The 18,163-nt window shown below is 49.1% G+C and carries 16 protein-coding genes; 5 read left to right on the top strand and 11 right to left on the bottom strand.

Annotated elements, in window-relative coordinates:
- Positions 1–70: 70 nt before the first annotated feature.
- Genes heR through A1sIIA65_RS01700 form a run of 3 tightly spaced genes read right to left on the bottom strand, consistent with a single transcriptional unit; the run spans position 71 to position 3,896 of the window.
- Positions 71–838: a heliorhodopsin HeR gene (gene heR, locus A1sIIA65_RS01710; RefSeq protein ID WP_095675878.1), complete on the bottom strand. Its 768-nt coding sequence runs from the start codon at positions 836–838 to the stop codon at positions 71–73.
- Between the two features lie 36 nt (positions 839–874).
- Positions 875–2,185 (bottom strand): glutamine synthetase family protein, encoded by a 1,311-nt coding sequence (locus A1sIIA65_RS01705; RefSeq protein WP_190277146.1) that lies wholly within the window; start codon positions 2,183–2,185, stop codon positions 875–877.
- 43 nt (positions 2,186–2,228) lie between these two features.
- Positions 2,229–3,896, bottom strand: a complete 1,668-nt coding sequence (locus A1sIIA65_RS01700; RefSeq protein WP_095675877.1) for an NAD+ synthase — start codon at positions 3,894–3,896, stop codon at positions 2,229–2,231.
- Positions 3,897–3,972: 76 nt separating this feature from the next.
- Between A1sIIA65_RS01700 and panB the strand changes: the two genes are divergently transcribed.
- The 3 genes from panB (at position 3,973) to A1sIIA65_RS01685 (ending at position 6,713) form a co-directional block, all read left to right on the top strand.
- Entirely contained in the window at positions 3,973–4,794 is an 822-nt protein-coding gene (gene panB / locus A1sIIA65_RS01695) for a 3-methyl-2-oxobutanoate hydroxymethyltransferase (protein ID WP_095675876.1), read from the top strand.
- A 9-nt stretch (positions 4,795–4,803) separates the two neighbouring features.
- Complete coding sequence (locus tag A1sIIA65_RS01690; protein ID WP_095675875.1) at positions 4,804–6,072, top strand: MFS transporter; 1,269 nt, start codon at positions 4,804–4,806, stop codon at positions 6,070–6,072.
- Between the two features lie 224 nt (positions 6,073–6,296).
- Positions 6,297–6,713, top strand: coding sequence for a hypothetical protein (locus A1sIIA65_RS01685; protein ID WP_095675874.1), 417 nt, complete (start codon positions 6,297–6,299; stop codon positions 6,711–6,713).
- Between the two features lie 86 nt (positions 6,714–6,799).
- On the opposite strand, the gene A1sIIA65_RS01680 is transcribed toward A1sIIA65_RS01685, so the two are convergent.
- Positions 6,800–7,282 carry a MarR family winged helix-turn-helix transcriptional regulator gene (locus tag A1sIIA65_RS01680; protein WP_095675873.1) on the bottom strand — a complete coding sequence of 161 codons (483 nt, stop codon included), beginning with the start codon at positions 7,280–7,282 and terminating at the stop codon, positions 6,800–6,802.
- 71 nt (positions 7,283–7,353) lie between these two features.
- Between A1sIIA65_RS01680 and A1sIIA65_RS01675 the strand changes: the two genes are divergently transcribed.
- Positions 7,354–9,306 carry a M13 family metallopeptidase gene (locus A1sIIA65_RS01675; RefSeq protein ID WP_190277132.1) on the top strand — a complete coding sequence of 651 codons (1,953 nt, stop codon included), beginning with the start codon at positions 7,354–7,356 and terminating at the stop codon, positions 9,304–9,306.
- A 16-nt stretch (positions 9,307–9,322) separates the two neighbouring features.
- Positions 9,323–9,853: a hypothetical protein gene (locus A1sIIA65_RS01670; RefSeq protein WP_095675871.1), complete on the top strand. Its 531-nt coding sequence runs from the start codon at positions 9,323–9,325 to the stop codon at positions 9,851–9,853.
- A 72-nt stretch (positions 9,854–9,925) separates the two neighbouring features.
- On the opposite strand, the gene A1sIIA65_RS01665 is transcribed toward A1sIIA65_RS01670, so the two are convergent.
- The 7 genes from A1sIIA65_RS01665 to A1sIIA65_RS01635 form a co-directional block, all read right to left on the bottom strand.
- Entirely contained in the window at positions 9,926–10,912 is a 987-nt protein-coding gene (locus tag A1sIIA65_RS01665) for an ABC transporter ATP-binding protein (protein ID WP_095675870.1), read from the bottom strand.
- A complete protein-coding gene (locus A1sIIA65_RS01660; protein WP_095675869.1) occupies positions 10,912–11,946 on the bottom strand; it encodes an ABC transporter ATP-binding protein in 1,035 nt (344 codons plus the stop codon). Before A1sIIA65_RS01660 ends, A1sIIA65_RS01665 begins: the two co-directional genes overlap by 1 nt.
- Positions 11,943–12,947 carry an ABC transporter permease gene (locus tag A1sIIA65_RS01655; protein ID WP_095675868.1) on the bottom strand — a complete coding sequence of 335 codons (1,005 nt, stop codon included), beginning with the start codon at positions 12,945–12,947 and terminating at the stop codon, positions 11,943–11,945. Before A1sIIA65_RS01655 ends, A1sIIA65_RS01660 begins: the two co-directional genes overlap by 4 nt.
- A gap of 120 nt (positions 12,948–13,067) precedes the next feature.
- Positions 13,068–14,822 carry an ABC transporter substrate-binding protein gene (locus tag A1sIIA65_RS01650; RefSeq protein WP_095675867.1) on the bottom strand — a complete coding sequence of 585 codons (1,755 nt, stop codon included), beginning with the start codon at positions 14,820–14,822 and terminating at the stop codon, positions 13,068–13,070.
- Positions 14,823–14,971: 149 nt separating this feature from the next.
- Positions 14,972–15,934 carry an ABC transporter permease gene (locus tag A1sIIA65_RS01645; protein WP_095675866.1) on the bottom strand — a complete coding sequence of 321 codons (963 nt, stop codon included), beginning with the start codon at positions 15,932–15,934 and terminating at the stop codon, positions 14,972–14,974.
- 132 nt (positions 15,935–16,066) lie between these two features.
- Positions 16,067–17,290 (bottom strand): MFS transporter, encoded by a 1,224-nt coding sequence (locus A1sIIA65_RS01640; RefSeq protein WP_095675865.1) that lies wholly within the window; start codon positions 17,288–17,290, stop codon positions 16,067–16,069.
- A complete protein-coding gene (locus A1sIIA65_RS01635) occupies positions 17,291–18,157 on the bottom strand; it encodes an alpha/beta fold hydrolase (protein ID WP_095675864.1) in 867 nt (288 codons plus the stop codon).
- Positions 18,158–18,163 lie beyond the last annotated feature (6 nt).

Genomic DNA, 18,163 nt, shown 5'->3' with positions numbered 1-18,163 from the left:
TAAGGAGGAGTCCGCGGAGCTTCATAGTGGCTACAGAATAGCGCGAGAGCGCTTATCTAATCAAGGTGCCTTATTGAGGTGGAATCAAGGTCCCCGAGAAGATCTGCCATGCGAGTGCAGATTTAGCAACCAAAGAGAGCGTGATGTAAGTCTTTTCTCCCCGTAGATAGTCAGACCACTTACCGACTTTCTTGTATTGCAGATATTGCACGATTGCAAAGGTGTTGAAGAAGAAAAAGATTGAGAAGATGATTCCATAGACAAATGCTGGTGCTTTCGTATCGCCTGGTCCTCCGACAGCTAAGACATAGAACAAGAGTGCAATCCATGGAACTGCGCCCGCGATGCAACCAAAGATAAATGGAAGCCATCCACCATTGCCTGGCTGCTCATACTTTTCCTGAAGCCAGCCGAAGAGAATCATCGATGCATTCACACCAAAGAGACAGATGATGGCAACAACATCAGAGACACCAGTAATCAAAGCGATGAGAACGATCATCACTGATGAAGAGATTGAGTATTCAACCCAACGGAAGTAGTTGCGGTGAGCTGCAAGGCCTGCGCTATAGCGGCTAAAGAATTGTGGGCTTGCAACTAAGAAATGGAAGAAAGCTGAAAGTCCTAGAAATATCCCAACAGTCAGACCGATGGGTGCATTCAAAAGTGTGACAGGTTCTGCAAAATCACTTCCTGGAGGTCCTGCTGCGTAACGGGCAACAATAGGCAAGGTGAAGTCACTCGAAAGGACAAGCACTACCGCCATTTGAACAAGATGGAAGAAACCTGCAATGAGGTTGTAGCGACGAATTGATCCTGCGTTTATCTCTTTAGCCATAGCAAAATGCTACAGAAGTCCTTGCCAAAATCCTTGTTAGAGGACGGGTAAATATCGATCTAATTCATAGGCGCTGACCTGGCGGCGATAGTCCTGCCACTCAGAGCGCTTATTGCGAAGGAAGTAATCAAATACATGCTCACCCAGCGTCTCGCGCACAAGTTCACTCTTCTCCATCACAAGGATTGCCTCTTCAAGATTTGATGGAAGTAGTTGAGTGTCAGTCGATGGCTCAAGCACATACTTCTTCTCAATTCCCTTAAGACCTGCAGCTAACATCACCGCATAGGCAAGGTATGGATTACATGCTGAATCTGGTGAGCGGAATTCAATACGTGTTGAGTTCTCTTTCTTTGGCTTATACATAGGAATTCTCACAAGAGCTCCACGATCATTGTGGCCCCAGTTGATAATCGAAGGTGCTTCTCCCCCACCTTGCAGGCGCTTATAAGAGTTGACCCATTGGTTTGTCACCGCTGTAATTTCTGCAGCATGCTTCAAGATGCCGGCAATAAATTGGCGGCCCACTGTTGAAAGATTGAGCTCTGCACTGGAGTCATAGAAAGCATTCTTCTCACCATCAAAGAGTGAGACGTGAGTGTGCATTCCAGAGCCAGGATGATCAGTAAAGGGCTTAGGCATAAAGGATGCAAAGAATCCTTGGTTCAGAGCTACTTCTTTAATCACATGGCGGAAAGTCATGATGTTATCTGCAGTGCTTAAGGCATCTGCATAACGAAGATCAATCTCCTGTTGGCCAGGGGCACCTTCGTGATGGCTAAATTCAACAGAGACACCCATTGCCTCAAGCAGCGTAATTGCCTGACGACGGAAGTCATGTCCCACAACAGCTGGTGTGTGATCGAAGTAGCCACCTTGATCAACGGGAACAGGTGCCACACCTTTTTCAGGTTGTGATTTAAAGAGGAAGAATTCAATTTCAGGATGGGTGTAACAGGTGTATCCCATCTTGGCGGCCTTTTCTAAGGTGCGACGAAGAACATTGCGCGAATCGGCAGGAGATGCTTCACCGCTTGGCAGAGTAATGTCGCAGAACATACGCGCAGCACCTTGTGCTTCAGCGCGCCAAGGCAAGATAGTAAATGTTGCAGGATCTGGCTTTGCCAACATATCGGATTCAAATTCGCGAGCAAATCCTTGAATCGCAGAACCATCAAAACCGATTCCTTCTTCAAAGGCATTTTCAAGTTCAGCAGGTGCGATAGCGACAGATTTCAACGTTCCAAGAATGTCGGTAAACCACAGACGAATGAAACGAATATCTCGCTCTTCGATAGTGCGAAGGACGAACTCTTGCTGCTTGCTGATGTTCTCACTTGGGGACATGTGGCCCATCGTGCCAAAGTGAAGTTACGGCAGTGTTACAAAATTAGAGTTCGCGCCACTTACTTGTCATAGGCAGGCGTCGATCCTTACCGAAGGCACGCTTGGAGACCTTGGTGCCAGGCGGATATTGGCGCCGCTTATATTCGGCCCTATCGACCATTGAGATCACTCGCATGACAAGTGCTTTATCAAAGCCTGCAGCAATAAGGGCATCGCGTCCCAAATCATCATCGACATAGGCCTTTAAGACTTTATCCAATACTTCATATTCTGGAAGTGAATCAGAATCCTTTTGGTCAGGACGCAGCTCAGCAGAGGGCTCCTTCGTAATGGAGCGCTCAGGAATCGGTGGCACTTCACCTGCATCCGCGGCCACCTGATTGCGCCAACGAGAAAGTGCCCACACATCTGTCTTATAAATATCTTTAATCGGTGCATAACCACCGACAGCATCGCCATAGAGGGTGGAGTATCCGCAGGCGAGCTCTGATTTATTTCCTGTGGCAAGAACAAGATGGCCAAATTGATTAGAAAGGCCCATCAGCGTTGTTCCTCGCACACGTGCCTGCACATTCTCTTCAGCAAGTCCGGTGAGCTCTACCTCATTCAGGAAGGCATCGACCATCTTCTGGATCTCAATAATGCGAAAACCAAGGCCGGTATTTGCAGCCATCAATTGGGCATCTTCAATCGAATGCTCAGATGAATACTTACTTGGCATAGCAACACCGTGCACGCGATCGGGGCCCAATGCATCAATGGCAAGTGCTGCAACGAGAGCTGAATCAATGCCGCCAGATAAACCAACGAGGACTGATGTAAAGCCATTCTTAGTCACATAATCGCGAAGGCCCACAACAATGGCGTTCCACATCTCTTCTTCATCACCAAGGCGATGAGCAATTCCAGGAATAGAAGGCTTTGCAATCTCCACAGAATCTTCAGAGATAATGACATCAGGAGTTGATGTCCCAGGTGCAACATCGACATCAACGATCATCACACCATCTTCAAATTGAGGAGCGCGAGCAATAACGGCTCCATCAGAATTCACAACAATGCTGTCGCCATCAAAGACCAGATCATCTTGGCCACCGGTCATATTCACATAGGCAAGTGGAGCCTTCGCTTCGCGAGCGCGCTTGGTAACCAGTGCAAGGCGCACATCATCTTTGGCTCTCTCATAGGGAGATCCATTGGGAACAATGACGAGCCCTGGCGTGCGCTCTGCCAGCTGCGCGGTAATTCCCCCATCGATCCAGAGATCTTCACAGATGGCGATGCCAACATCGATGCCATGGATGCGCACGACAAGGGTTGAATCTCCTGCAACAAAATTGCGGAACTCATCAAAGACGCCGTAGTTAGGCAGATGGCACTTTGCATAACGCGCCTTTACTTGCCCACCTGCAATGACTGCGACCATATTCTGTGGCTTGCCATCGACCTGGTCTAAGTAACCCACGATAGAGACGATGCTCATATCTAATTGTGTGGCCAGTGCTGTAAGTGCGCTCTTACTTGCCACCTGAAAAGAAGGGCGCAGCGCTAAATCCTCCACCGGATAACCGGTCAGCACCATCTCAGGAAAGATTGCGATATGGGCACCGGCTGCAACAGCCTGATCGACTGATTGGGTAATCAGCGCAGCATTACCCGCAAGGTCTCCGACCGTGGGGTTTATCTGAGCGAGCGCCAAACGCAACTTCATAGTTCAAGAGTATCGGGAGTAGCATTGGTGTCGACCCGGGGACCTCGCATGAGGCTTCGAGGCAGGAGAAGAAATTATGAGCACATCAACGACCCTCTATGGCGGTGCATCCCATCGTCGCGTCACCATCCTTGACCTGCGCGCTGCCAAAGAGCGCGGTGAGAAATGGGCGATGCTCACAAGCTATGAGCAGATGACTGCATCGATCTTTGATGAGGCAGGAATCCCCGTCCTTCTTGTGGGCGATAGCGCTGGCAATAATTTTCTCGGGGAAGAGAACACCATCCCTGTCACAGTCGATGATTTAATCCCACTGACCCGCGCCGTTGTTCGAGGATCCAACCGCGCCCTTGTCATTGCAGACCTTCCCTTTGGTTCTTATGAAGCATCAGCAGAACTTGCACTTGCCACCTCCACACGATTTTTTAAAGAGGCAGGTGCGATGGGAGTGAAGTTAGAAGGTGCTCACCTTGCTACCGTTGAAAAGCTCACATCCGTTGGCATTCCCGTCATGGGCCATCTGGGCCTTACCCCGCAATCTCTTCACCAATTAGGTGGCTATCGCGTGCAGGGCAGAGATGATGCAGATGTGATTTTCGATGCGGCCCTCGCCCTAGAAAAAGCTGGCGCCTTTGCCATCGTTCTTGAACTCGTTCCAGCTGAACTTGCCGCCCGCATTACTGCCGCCCTTTCTATTCCCACCATCGGAATCGGTGCAGGAAGTGTGTGCGATGCCCAAGTACTTGTCTGGACAGATATGGCAGGGCTAACTGCCAATCCTCCCAAGCTTGCCAAGGCATATCGCAATCTGCGTAAAGAGCTCTTCGATGCAACCCAGGAATTTGCTCTCGAGGTTCGTTCGGGTGCATTTCCTTCCGAAAAGGAAACCTTTCACTAGTCTTTGCAGGTGGCTAACTTTGCAATTGATCTGACTCCCCTAAAGAAGTACCCAGATTTTCGTAATCTCTGGACTGCAGGGCTGATTTCCTACTTCGGATCGATGATCACCTACGTTGCACTGCCCTTTCAACTCAAAGAGCTCACCGGTTCCTACCTCGCAGTAGGACTTCTGGGTGTTGTTGAGATTGTGCCTCTGATCATCTTCGGTCTCTATGGCGGTGTCCTTGCAGACTCTGTTGACCGTAAGAAGATGGTCTGGGCAACTGAAGCCGGCGCCCTCATCTTGGTCTTGGTTCTCCTTGGCAATTCACTTCTTGGCAGCCCCACCACCCTTGCCATCTATCTCGTCGCAGCTCTCTTTGCCGTAGTCGATGGTCTGCAGCGCCCTTCGATGGATGCGATGTTGCCACGACTTGTCAGCCATGAAGATTTACCAGCAGCAAGTGCTCTCTTAAGTTTGCGCTGGCAGTTGGGAGTCATCGTCGGACCCACTATCGGCGGCATTATCTTCTCAACGATGTCAGTCAGCGCTGGATATGTCGTTGATATCGCAACCTATGTACTCTCGCTACTTTTCCTTGCACGGGTGCGCTCTATCCCTCGTTCCAAGGAGGCCGAAAAGCCATCTCTGTCAGCGTTATTAGATGGTGTGAGATATGCATTGAAGAGACAAGATTTATTGGGTACATACATCATCGATCTTGCAGCGATGACTCTTGCGATGCCGATGGCGCTCTATCCTTTCTGGGCCGATGAATTAAATGCACCGTGGGCCCTCGGAATGTTCTATGCCGCCATCACTGTCGGATCTGTCATTGTCACTTTGACTTCTGGGTGGACTCGCACCTACCGCTATCACGGTCGCGCCGTCATCTTGGCTGCGATGGGATGGGGACTTGCCATTGCAGCAGCTGGCCTGAGCACCTCACTGATCTTCGTCCTTTTCTTTCTCACCGTTGCCGGAGCATCGGATATGGTCAGTGCCCTCTTCCGGGGAAATATTTGGAACCAGACCATCCCCGATCACTTCCGTGGACGTCTTGCCGGAATCGAATTACTTTCCTATTCAGTCGGTCCCTTAGCTGGCCAACTTCGCGCAGCTTCTATGGCCGCAGCTACCACCTTGTCGATCTCGGTAACTTCCGGGGGGTTGATGTGTGTCGTTGTGGTTGCATTTTTGGCAATTTTCTTGCCGAAAATGTGGAAATACGACGTCCAAACGAACGAATTTGCCGTTCGAGAGCGGGAAATTCGTAAAAATCGTGAGATTTCTTAACTCGTGCACCAAATTTTCAACATTTTTTCCCAAATTTCGGTAAATCTGGTTGAAAAATAGTTAGCAAAATTGCGAAAGAGCATAGAAAAAATAAAAAATAATTAGCGACACGCACTGCAATTTTTCTCACAATGTAGTGGTAATTCTTTACATATTCAGTCACACTTATCCACGAAACAGGTTTGGGTGACGGATCCGAACCCTTCCGATTAGGAGATAAACACATGGCTGCAGCTAAGAAATCTGCTCCAAAGAAGCGCAAGAAGGCAGCTGCACCAGCAGCACCTAAGAAGCGTCGTAAGAAGGCTGCTGCAACAGCAGCACCAAAGAAGCGTCGCAAGAAGGCAGCTGCTAAGAAGGCTGCTCCAAAGCGTCGTAAGAAGGCAGCAGCAAAGAAGGCTGCTCCAAAGCGTCGTAAGAAGGCAGCTGCTAAGAAGGCTGCTCCAAAGCGTCGTAAGAAGGCAGCAGCTAAGAAGGCTGCTCCAAAGCGTCGTAAGAAGGCAGCAGCTAAGAAGGCTGCTCCAAAGCGTCGTAAGAAGGCAGCAGCTAAGAAGGCTGCTCCAAAGCGCCGCAAGAAGAAGGCAGCAGCTCCAGCAGCTGCTCCAAAGCGCCGCCGTCGTAAGAAGGCAGCAGCTAAGTAATTCATTACTTATAAAAAACCCCGCCAGGCAACTGGCGGGGTTTTTTATTGCTTACAACTAATTCGTCGGCTGATTAATCCTTTGAGCTAATCCTCTAGCGGATTCTCTTTTAAGGAATCACTCACCCGTTCGAAAATCTCTGCCAATACCTTCTGATCTTCCTTACTCAGGTGATCAAGAAATCTGCCTCGCACGCTATCGACATGATCTGGGGCAGCAGCGACAATCGCCTTCCATCCCTTGGCAGTCATGACAGCGAAGTAGCCGCGTTTATCGATAGGACAGGCCTCGCGCTTTACCCAGCCGGCCTTCTCCATCACCTTAATTCTGTGGGATAGACGTGAGCGAGAGAGCATCGCCATATCTGCCAACTCGCTCATACGCATTCGTCGCTCTGGGGCATCGCTCAGTTGTGCCAAGACTTCATAATCCGCCATGGACAGCTCATGGTGATCGAGGTCGTAATCCAGCGCCTCAAGTAGGCGCCGGCTAGCGATGATGTAGCGGCGCCAAGCCTTCATTTCGGCAGGGTTTAACCAGCGTGGTGTTGTAGCGTTTTGCCCTGCCATGCATAGAAGTGTACGGCAGAAGTAGAATACGTTGAACTTTCAACTACTTTTTTCTTAGCGAATTGGATGACATGAGCCTCACATCAGGAATCGATAGCGCCTCCCTCGACCCATTGGTCCGCCCTCAAGATGACCTCTTTCGCCACTACAACGGCAAGTGGGTCCGCGAGTATGAGATGCCGGCTGATCGCTCCAGCGATGGAATCTTTCGCAAACTCCATGACGAGGCTGAGGAGCAAGTTCGCCAGATTATTGAGACATCATCGGGTGAAGGTGAAGCCCAGAAGATCGGTGATCTCTATAAATCATTTATGGATACCGATGCCATTAAGGCACGTGGAATTTCACCGATAGTCGATGACCTTGCTGCTATCGATGGCATCACCAACTTAAAAGAATTCATCACCGTCATGGCCCGCCTTGAGATGCGCGGCATCGGTGGAATCTTTGGAGCAGCTATCTATCCCGATGCGATGGATTCCAATACCAATATTCTCTATATCGGCCAAGGTGGTCTCTCACTTCCTGATGAGTCCTACTACCGCGAAGAACAGTTTGCCTCCATCCGCACAGCATTCCTCGACCACGTGGCAAAGATGTGCGCACTCGTTGGAATCGCCAATGGCGCAGATGTTGCAAAGAAGATTCTGACTCTTGAGACAGAGATTGCCACCCATCACTGGGATCAGGTCAAAGACCGCGATGCAACCCTTACCTATAACAAGTACTCACGGGCAGAGCTTGAAAGCCTTGCCCCACACTTCTTATTCGACACCTGGGCCAGCAACGCCAAGGTGCCGGCAAAGGCATTTGAATCTTTGGTCGTCTGTGAACCATCCTTCTTTGAATCACTCTCTGCCATGTTTGCTCGCTTTGATTCCAACCGCGATTCATGGGTGGCCTGGCTCAAACTCAATCTTGTCTCTGCGAGCGCGGCCTTCCTCACCGATGAGATCGTCCAGCAGAACTTTGAGTTCTATGCAAAGACTCTCTCTGGCACACCACAAATCCGCGATCGCTGGAAGCGCGGAGTCTCCGTCACACAAGGTGCACTAGGAGAAGCCATCGGCAAGGTCTATGTGGAAAAGCATTTCCCTGCTCGCGCAAAGCAAGAGATGAAGGTCCTCGTTGATTACCTCCTTGAGGCATATCGCTTGAGCATTCTGGAACTGCCGTGGATGTCAGATGCCACAAAGCAGAAGGCGCTGGAGAAGCTCAAAAAGTTCACTCCCAAGATTGGCTATCCCGATAAGTGGCGTGATTACTCAACCCTTGAAATCTCAGCCGATGATTTGATTGGAAACCTCTGGCGCATTGCAGAGTTTGATCATGCCTATGCCATTGCAAAGATTGGAGCACCTGTCGATCGCGATGAGTGGCATATGACTCCTCAGACTGTTAATGCCTATTACAACCCCCTTGCTAATGAGATCGTCTTTCCTGCTGCCATCTTGCAGCCGCCCTTCTTTGATCTCGATGCTGAGATGGCTGCCAACTACGGCGGAATCGGTGCCACTATCGGCCATGAAATCGGCCACGGCTTTGATGATCAAGGATCGAAATACGATGGCGATGGCAATATGGTCGATTGGTGGCTTGATGAGGACCGTGCAAAGTTTGAAGAGCTCACTAGCGTCTTAGTTGCGCAATTTGATGCGCTCTCACCTGAGAGCACACCTGATATCCACGTTAATGGCGCCTTCACATTGGGTGAGAACATCGGTGACTTAGGTGGCCTTGCAATCGCCTATAAGGCCTATAAATTGGCTCTGAAGGGCGCACAGAGCCCTGTGATTGATGGATTTACCGGTGATCAACGCTTCTTCCTTTCCTACGCGCACTCATGGCGCAATAAGAACCGTCCTGAAGAGGTGCGCCGTCGCATTGCAATCGACCCACACTCCCCTGATGAGTTCCGTTGCAACCAGATTGTCCGCAATGTCCAGGAGTTCTATGACGCATTCGCGCTGACTGAAAAAGATAAGCTCTGGCTAGCGCCAAAAGAGCGCGTTCGGATTTGGTAAAGGTAGAATCACACTCATGAAAAAACTTTCTCGTAAGCAGTGGATCATCATCGCTGTCGTAGTTCTTATCGGCGGAGCGATCCTTCGCTCTGTCACCAATGGCGGCTCAGATGCCCCTGTTGATGCGGCGACCTTGGTCCAGGAAGAGGCCCCTGTTGCCACTATCGCCTTTGATGCACCGCTTGACCTTGGTGGAGGCGTCTTCGTCACCGTCTCTGCCCCATCACGTTTTTCACCAACGCAATTCATGACCAATATTGATCAGAAGCCAAAGACTTCAAACTCATTTGAAGTCATCATTAAAAACGGTGGAAAGACACCTCTTGATTTCACTACTGTCTCATTGCAGGCAGCATCCGGTGCCAATGTCTGCTTCGATGTCTTGGGAGACCTTGATATCAACGGCGCTCCAACTGAGTCACTGAAGGCCGGAGCTGAAATCACCTACAAGTATGGAGTTGGTTGCCAAGCCTCTGTTGGAGATCCACTGACCCTGACAGTTCGCATCGGCGAATCAACTGTGCAGGTAGATGGAAAGCTTGCATAAACTTAACTAATCAATAGCGTTTTGAAATAAGTAAAGCCCCGGCCAATTGGTCGGGGCTTTCTTATTTCCTTCTTAATCCTCTGGGTAGTGACAAGCGATGCGATGGCTTGGATCTGTGCCAATCTGCATCAACTCTGGGACTTGCGTGCGGCACTTATCCTGCGCCTTCCAGCAGCGAGTGTTAAATACACAGCCTGCTGGTGGATTTACAGGGCTTGGAAGATCACCTTGCAAGATGATGCGCTCGCGCTTTCGACCCTTAATTGGATCTGCAACAGGAACTGCTGACAGAAGTGCCTTTGTATAGGGATGGCGAGGATGGGTAAAGAGATCGACCTTCTGGGCCTGCTCCATCACCTTGCCGAGATACATCACAATGACGCGATCTGAGATGTGTTGAACAACTGAGAGATCGTGAGCTACAAAGATGTATGCCATGTTGAATTCATCTTGCAAGTCTTCAAGTAAGTTAACGACCTGAGCTTGAATAGAAACATCCAGTGCTGAGACTGGCTCATCGGCAACGATGAGCTTTGGCTTGAGTGCAATTGCGCGAGCAACGCCAATACGCTGGCGCTGGCCACCTGAGAACTCATGGGGATAGCGGTTGATATGTTCTGGGTTCAGGCCCACGCGAGCCATCAGGCGCTGTACTTCTGCTTCAACGCCGCCGGCAGGAGTAATGCCTTGAATATCAAATGCTGCGCCAATAATCGTTCCGACGGTGTGACGTGGGTTCAGGGATGCAAAGGGATCTTGGAAGATCATCTGCATCTGTGAACGCAGTGGCTTCATCTGCTTTGGCTTTAAGTGTGTGATGTCTTGACCTTCAAAGGTGATCTTTCCCTCTGTTGGCTCATAGAGCTTTAAAATTGTGCGCCCTGCAGTTGTCTTACCGCAGCCGGATTCACCCACAAGGCCAATAGTTTCACCTGGATAGATTTCAAGGTCGATGCCATCGACAGCCTTGACTGTGCCCTTGACCTTGGAGAAAGCACCACCGGTTGTTGTGGCGAAGTGCTTCTTTAATCCTTCAATTTTTAGAACTGGCTGATTCATCAGCGGCCACCGATTTCTGTGCGAGCTTTGACAAGTTCTACCTCCGTGAGGTGGCAACGTGAGAAGTGCTCTGTGGTTTTGTTATCAAGTGTCGGCGCTGTTGTGGCACAGAGATTGCCTGCAACGCGATCTGTAAAGGAACAACGGGCGCGGAATGAACATCCCTTGGGCAGATTAATCAGCGATGGTGGCTGTCCAGGGATTGCGACAAGACGTTTTGATTCAAGTTCGCCGATCTTTGGAATCGAGTTCAGTAGGCCGATGGAGTAAGGATGATCGGGGCGATAGTAGATATCTTCAGCGCTACCGCTTTCGACAATCTTTCCTGCATACATCACGTTAACGCGATCTGCGACTTCAGCGACAACACCAAGATCGTGAGTGATCAAGATAAGAGCCATATTGAACTCTTTCTGCATCTCACGGATGAGCTGCAAGATCTGAGACTGCACAGTCACATCCAGCGCCGTTGTTGGCTCATCTGCAATCAAAAGGGAGGGATTATTGATAAGAGCCATTGCAATCATCACGCGCTGGCGCATTCCACCTGAGAATTGGTGAGGGAATTCATCCACGCGCTTTGCAGCATCTGGAATACCCACAAGATCGAGCATCTCGATAGCGCGCTTCTTACCTGCCGCCTTATCGCCTTCGTTATAGAGAGCCCACGCTTCGATGAGCTGGTTTCCAATGGAGTAATACGGGTGCAGAGCCGACATCGGATCTTGGAAGATCATCGACATCGCCTTACCGCGCAGCTTTCGCACTACCTCGTCATCGGCTGAGATGACATCGATCGGACCTGAATCAAGATTAAGAAATGCTTGGCCTGTGATTTGTGTGCGCTTTCGATCATGCAAGCCCATCACAGCAAGTGATGTAACAGATTTACCTGAGCCTGATTCACCCACGACGGCAAGGGTTTCACCACGTGCCACAGTAAAGGAGATGTCATTAGATGCTTGCACAAGGCCATCTTCAGTAGGGAATGCAACGTTGAGGTTTTTAACCTCAAGAAATGGCTTAAGCGTCATGAAGCAACTCTCACTCGTGGATCAATATATGCATACAAGATATCGACCAAGAGGTTTGCAATAACTACAAATGATGCCGCCAAGATCGTTGTTGCAAGAATAGTTGGCAGGTCGTAATCATTGAGCACTGCTCGAATCGAGAGACGACCTAACCCTGGCAAGTTAAATATTCCTTCGGTGATGATTGCGCCACCGAGTAACCCGGCAAAATCAAGACCAGCAAGTGTGACGATAGGGGCAAGGGCGGCGCGCAGTGTGTGCTTGCGCAAGATATCTTGCTCATTTAATCCCTTGGCGCGCGCTGTGCGAATGTAATCTTCAGAAGAAATCTCAATCACACTAGAGCGCGTAAAACGCGTATAGGTCGCTGCATAGAGGAGCGCCAAGGTAATCCAAGGGAAGATAAAGGATCTAAACCATGCAACTGGATCTTCTAATGGTGAGACCCACCGTCCCATCTCCAGTGGATTGATGAGATTAAATTTCAACGCCACAAAGAGAAGAATCAAAATACCCGAGATAAATGTTGGAAGTGATGTGCCGATGAGAACGAATGCCGTAGCACCGCGATCTTGCCACTCATTTCTCTTTCGGGCCGCGAGGATTCCAAGGCCGACACCGACAGAAAGCCAGAGAACAAAGGCTCCCACTGCTAGAGATAAAGTGACTGGGAATGCTTCTGCGACGAGAGTTGTCACGCATTCGTGGCGGTTATATGAATAACCGAATGCTGGAGCTGGACATTCAAACTTGGCTGCTCCATCGCCATATTCACGCCCTGCAACTAGTCCCTTAACAAAGCGGCCATATTGAACGTGCACAGGGACATCAAGCCCAAGGCGATGGCGGTTAGCTTCAATAACAGCAGGGGAACATGCTTTTCCGCATGTGAGCGCTGCTGGGTCCATAGGAAGGACGGCGAAGATGCCAAATACAGACATGCTCACGAGAGTGATGACCAGGAAGGTCGCACTCAATCGACGAGCTAAGTACTTCAACATCTTTAAATCTCCTTATTTCTTCATTTGGTGATTTCGTGGAGTTGCGGGCGGCTTAATTTCTTAAACCGCCCGCAACATCTTACGAAGTGCTAATTAACTTTAGATAAATCTAATTGTTAATTAGTTCTTGACGTACATCTGTCCGAAGCCGAAGTTACCTTGTGGCTCCCAGTAGTACACGCCGCCAACCTTAGATCCCCAAACTTCTTGGGTCTTTGAGAAGACAGGGCGGATGATCCAGTACTGATCCATAACGTACTGGGATAGTTCCTTCCACATTCCTGCCTGCTTTGTGCGGTTTGTCTCTACCTTTGCAGCATCTGACTTCTTCTTGAATGCTGCATATGCTGCATCATCCCAGTTCTGTGACAGGTTAAATCCGCCCTCTTTTGTGAAGAGTTCAGGAATAACTGTTGATGCATTTGCCCAGTCAGCTCCCCAGCCAGCAGATGAAATATCATTCTGCTTGGTGCCGTCGAGAACTGTTGAGTAGTACTGACCTGATGGAATGAAGTTGAACTTCACAACAATGCCAGCTTCCTTAGCAGCATCCTGAATCAAGACAGATGCCTTCTGGTTAGTTGCAGACTGCGCAATATCCCAGATGATTCCCTTGTCAGCAGATGTCGCGCGAGCGTGAGCATCTGGGCAAGAGGTCTTAGCCTTTGTCATCAATGAAGCTGCATAGGTTGGATTTCCAGTGATCTTCCAGTTTGGATCGCTGATGTTGCCCTTTGTCTTTGCATAGTCAAGACCAAGAACTGGCTTAACAGGGTTATCTCCTGGATCTCCGTAGAACTCACGTCCACCTGAAAGGTCGATGAGAGCCTGTGTGTTAACTGCAAAGAAGAGAGCCTTACGTACATCGAGGCAATCCATCTTGCCCTTCTTGACGTTCATCGCTGAGTAGCGAACGTATGGGTCATACACGTTAAAGCGCTGTGTCTTCTTTGTTGGATCATCGAAGAATGCACGTGTATTTGCAGGTGACAATGAATCAAGTGAAGCTGTGTTTGGGATCTGATCTTCGAGCATGATCTGATCGCGAACATCTTCAGCTAGACCGAAGCGAACAACGATGTTATCTGGGTATGGAGTACGAACAGCGTCAGAAGACTTCTTCCATGCTGTGTTACGTACGAGCTCCATTGTGTCGCCGATCTTGTATGAAGCAATCTTGTATGGACCGTTAGCAAATGGCTTGAGGTCGTACTTATCGCCTGTGTCCTTTGAAGCCTTCACTGGTGCACCTGCTGGGTAAGTAAGTGCGTAGTTGAAGTCAGCAAATGAGCGGTTTAGCTTGAAGGTAATTGTGTTACCTGAGCAAGAAACTGCCTTATCGAATTGAGCCTGTCCGGTCTTCTTGTATGGACCCTTGTATACAGATGCGCCATCTTTATCCTTAGGGATATCGAGTGCCTGTACTAGGTACTGAGGACCGTCAGTGATGACATCCTGCGCGAATGGACGTGATACACCGTACTTAACATCTTCACAGGTAACAGCTGAGCCGTCTTCCCATGTGACGCCTGAACGAAGTGTGAACTTCCATGTCTTTGCAGCATTTGATGGAACACCAGTGTTAGTTGCAAGGTCTGCAACGAGTGATGATCCTGCTGATCCCGGAGTTGGCTTGTATGAAACCAAGTTACGGTAGATATATGAGTTGAAGAACGCGATATCGCGGCCTGTGTAAACACGGGCTGGATCTACGTGATCAAACTGCTCTGCATGTGTAATGAAGTACAAAGTGCCGCCAGTAATTGGCTTTTCAGCAGCGTTTGCACTTGAGCCGTATGCAACTGTTACGCCAACAGCGAGTGCAATTGCAGCTGTTGAAGCAAGGATGCGACGGCTAGTTTTCAAACCGGACATGTGTCCTCCTTGTAGAAGCGGTTCTAATTCACGGGTCGTGAACCAGATCTGAAACTTCATTAAGAGAAACTCGCGAGATATCTCTTCATTGAAGCTTCTTCCCGTATTGCTACGGAAAATCCCATATTTCTATGGAAAATTAGGTCTATCTATCTACCTGCCTTAGGGTCGAGCGCATCGCGTACTGCATCGCCCAACAAGTTGAGTGAGAGCACGATGGCAATCAGGATCACACATGGAATAAGAAGGTATGCGGGGTCTTCACGCCAGTAGCCAATGGCATCAGAGAGCACAAGCCCAAAGGTTGATGCAGGTGGCTGAACGCCAACACCCAAGAATGAGAATGTCGCCTCTGCTGCGATATATCCAGGAAGTGAGAGTGAGGTAAAGACAATGGCAGTTGGCCAAAGATTTGGTAGTAACTCTTTAACAATAATGCGCCAGCTCGATGCACCCATCGCTTGTGCTGCCATGACAAAGTCACGTTCACGCAGTGACATCGCTTGTGAGCGAATAAGTCTGTAGAAACCTGTCCAGCCAAAGAAGACAAGGAAGGTGACCAGAACCAAGATTCGAGCGGCATTTTCATGAGCAATACCTGTCGCCTCAACGCGCTGCACCAGCGGTAGTGAGAGAGCGATGATCATAAATGTTCCAGGAAATGAAAGGAGGAAGTCAGCAAAGCGACCAACAGTGGAGTCGATGCGCCCCTTGAAATAACCTGTGGCAATTCCAACCAACATACCTATACTGATTGCTGCAACAGTTGAGATGATTGCAACAAGAAATGAAAGTTGTGAACCATAGAGAAGAAGTGCAAAGACATCGCGTCCAACACCCGGCTCAACGCCAAGAGGATGTGCCAAGGAGATTCCACCCCAAGGTCCGATCGGCATTGCAAATTCATTTAATACACCGTCATAGATGGTGCGATTATCAACTCCAACGAGGCGAGTAATGATGGGAGCAAGAACTGAGACGCTTAAGAAGAAAATAGTTGCAAAGCCTGCATAGACGCCAACTTTGTTGCGCTTAAAACGTCCCCATGCGATCTGTTTCGGGGTGCGCTGAACTATCTCTTGTGACTCTTCTTCGAGTACAACGGCAGTCAATTGTTGGGCCCCTTAGAACACGGTTATTGCCACGGACTTACCCGTGAGTACTGCAAGGTAGTCGCAAGATGGCTAAAAAGAAACCCCAAATGTCCTAAATCACCCCATTTTGCAGAGGTCGTTACCGACTCGTTATAGCGCGACCGCTGCAGCCCTCTTCATTGCAAGAAATAGCGGGATTGAAAGAAAACAGCCGATAAACATTGTGATGATCCAGGCGGTTGCAAGATCTGCCCCCAGCATCAGCCCTGTGATGGCAGGGCCAAGGACTCCAGAGACTGACCATTGCAAACTCATCCACGCATTAGCGCGGCCACGAATATGTTCAGGAGCTAGTTCGTTTGCAAGAGTTGGAATTGTAGGAGCTTGAATCATTTCACCGACTGCAAAGATAAATTGGCTTAAGGAGAGTGCAATACCGGATGCAAAAAGTGGCAGGTATGGAGCAATTCCAACAAAGACCCACGAGAGCGCCCACACCAATCCCACGGCAATGAGGGCTGCATACTTGGAATACTTATCAATCACTCGCATCACAAGTGGCTGAAAGATAACAATCGAGAGTGTGTTCACGCCAAAGATAATCCCAAGCCACTTAGGTGAGAGTCCAAGGAATTGCGTTGCAAAAACTGGAATTCCGGCTTGTATCGTTCCATAGCCGAAGGTGAAGAGGATGATTCCTGCGATGCCTAAGAACATCAGAGGCTTTATTTCAAAGAGATCTTTATAGGAACCAGTCTTTGGTTCATGCTCTTTAGGGATGTATTTATTGACATGCTCCCCACGCAGAGTGAGCACAATCAGTAGATAGAGCAGGAATGTGCAGGCATCGACCCAATACATGATTTGGAATGAGAGTAAGTCACCGCGCTGAATAATCAGTGATGAGAGTAAGCCACCAACTCCCAAACCTAAATTGAGCAACATAAAGTTAAAGCCAAATATTTTTGGACGATCTCGCTCTGGTGTGACTCGAGTCAAGATCACACTCTGACTTGGCCAGATTGCCTGACCTGCGATGTTCAGTCCAGTAATCACAATAACTGCTTGAAAATGAGTCTGCACCTGCGATAACGAGAAAGCTGCGGCAGAGTTCAATAAAAGCCCACCAATCATTACCTTTTTCGGTCCGATGCGATCGACAAGTGCACCCATCGGTGAGCTGGCAATGATGCTGACTAAGGAGCCATATGCAAGCAAGAGGCCACCGAAAGTATTGGTGAAGCCGCGCATATCGTGCAAGTAGACAAGTAGCAGTGACAAAGTCATTCCGCCACCTATTGCATTAAGGCAAATACCAAAGATGATCTTCCGTGACTGCGGATTGAGCAGGACGGTAAATTCCTTATAGAGCATTTACTTTAAAAGGCTTTGCGCCTGCGCCAAGATGTCGGCCCGGTACCTAACCGTCAGAGATATGTGACCTTCCCCGGGTTTAAAAGAGAGAGTCGCTGTTGGAATGTGTTTTTCTAGCCAGTAAGAGTGCGCATGAGGAACCATGAAGTCATCATCGCCCTGCCATAAGAAGACAGGCTTTGTGATTGATGCCAATTCAAATCCCCACTTCTTCACAAAGACTAAATCATCATCAATCCAGCCATCGAAGCTGACAGCAAGTGCGCTGCGCATAGATGCTGCCATTGCATCGGCTTCCCCACCTTCAAGAACTGCCTTATCGGCATCTCCAATGAGTCCACCAAATGCTTCGATGATGTCACTTCCTGTTACAGATTTCATCGGACCAGCATTGTCATTCATCCACTGATCAATGACTGCTTCACCTTTAAGCGCTGCACCAAATTCATCATGGTTTTCTGGTCCCATACCTTCAAGGAAATCAAGATCATCCACACCAAATGCACCAACACCAGCGAGAGAGATTGCACCAACGTTGCGCGGTTCAAAGGTATTTGCAAGGCAATGTGGGCCTCCACCAGACCAACCGATGGATACAAACTTCGTGATGTTCTTTGCATCTAACACTTGAGCAATATCTGAATTCACATTGATCACACTGCGACCTGGATTGCGATCACTGGTTCCATATCCTGCGCGGCTATAAGCAATAGCGCGAATACCTGCAGTTGCTGCTGACTCAAGCCAATCAGTCCATGAGCTTGCATGGCCTGGTGTTCCATGATGGAAAACAATCGCGCTCTCAGAGTTGATTCCATTATCGGCAATCTCTAATTCGCGACCATCTTTGAGTTTAAATTGAGGCATTTAGCC

The sequence above is a fragment of the Candidatus Planktophila dulcis genome (genome assembly GCF_002288225.1).
GTDB lineage: Bacteria > Actinomycetota > Actinomycetes > Nanopelagicales > Nanopelagicaceae > Planktophila > Planktophila dulcis.
This window is presented reverse-complemented; position numbering and strand designations above follow the sequence as displayed.

Excerpts from the sequence above, each read along its gene's own strand:
- A1sIIA65_RS01640 (WP_095675865.1), bottom strand. The coding sequence starts at position 17,290 with ATGCTCTATAAGGAATTTACCGTCCTGCTCAATCCGCAGTCACGGAAG.
- heR (WP_095675878.1), bottom strand. The coding sequence starts at position 838 with ATGGCTAAAGAGATAAACGCAGGATCAATTCGTCGCTACAACCTCATT.
- A1sIIA65_RS01700 (WP_095675877.1), bottom strand. The coding sequence starts at position 3,896 with ATGAAGTTGCGTTTGGCGCTCGCTCAGATAAACCCCACGGTCGGAGAC.
- A1sIIA65_RS01675 (WP_190277132.1), top strand. The coding sequence starts at position 7,354 with ATGAGCCTCACATCAGGAATCGATAGCGCCTCCCTCGACCCATTGGTC.
- A1sIIA65_RS01680 (WP_095675873.1), bottom strand. The coding sequence starts at position 7,282 with ATGGCAGGGCAAAACGCTACAACACCACGCTGGTTAAACCCTGCCGAA.
- A1sIIA65_RS01685 (WP_095675874.1), top strand. The coding sequence starts at position 6,297 with ATGGCTGCAGCTAAGAAATCTGCTCCAAAGAAGCGCAAGAAGGCAGCT.
- A1sIIA65_RS01655 (WP_095675868.1), bottom strand. The coding sequence starts at position 12,947 with ATGTTGAAGTACTTAGCTCGTCGATTGAGTGCGACCTTCCTGGTCATC.
- A1sIIA65_RS01660 (WP_095675869.1), bottom strand. The coding sequence starts at position 11,946 with ATGACGCTTAAGCCATTTCTTGAGGTTAAAAACCTCAACGTTGCATTC.
- A1sIIA65_RS01635 (WP_095675864.1), bottom strand. The coding sequence starts at position 18,157 with ATGCCTCAATTTAAACTCAAAGATGGTCGCGAATTAGAGATTGCCGAT.
- A1sIIA65_RS01705 (WP_190277146.1), bottom strand. The coding sequence starts at position 2,185 with ATGTCCCCAAGTGAGAACATCAGCAAGCAGCAAGAGTTCGTCCTTCGC.
- panB (WP_095675876.1), top strand. The coding sequence starts at position 3,973 with ATGAGCACATCAACGACCCTCTATGGCGGTGCATCCCATCGTCGCGTC.
- A1sIIA65_RS01650 (WP_095675867.1), bottom strand. The coding sequence starts at position 14,822 with ATGTCCGGTTTGAAAACTAGCCGTCGCATCCTTGCTTCAACAGCTGCA.
- A1sIIA65_RS01665 (WP_095675870.1), bottom strand. The coding sequence starts at position 10,912 with ATGAATCAGCCAGTTCTAAAAATTGAAGGATTAAAGAAGCACTTCGCC.
- A1sIIA65_RS01670 (WP_095675871.1), top strand. The coding sequence starts at position 9,323 with ATGAAAAAACTTTCTCGTAAGCAGTGGATCATCATCGCTGTCGTAGTT.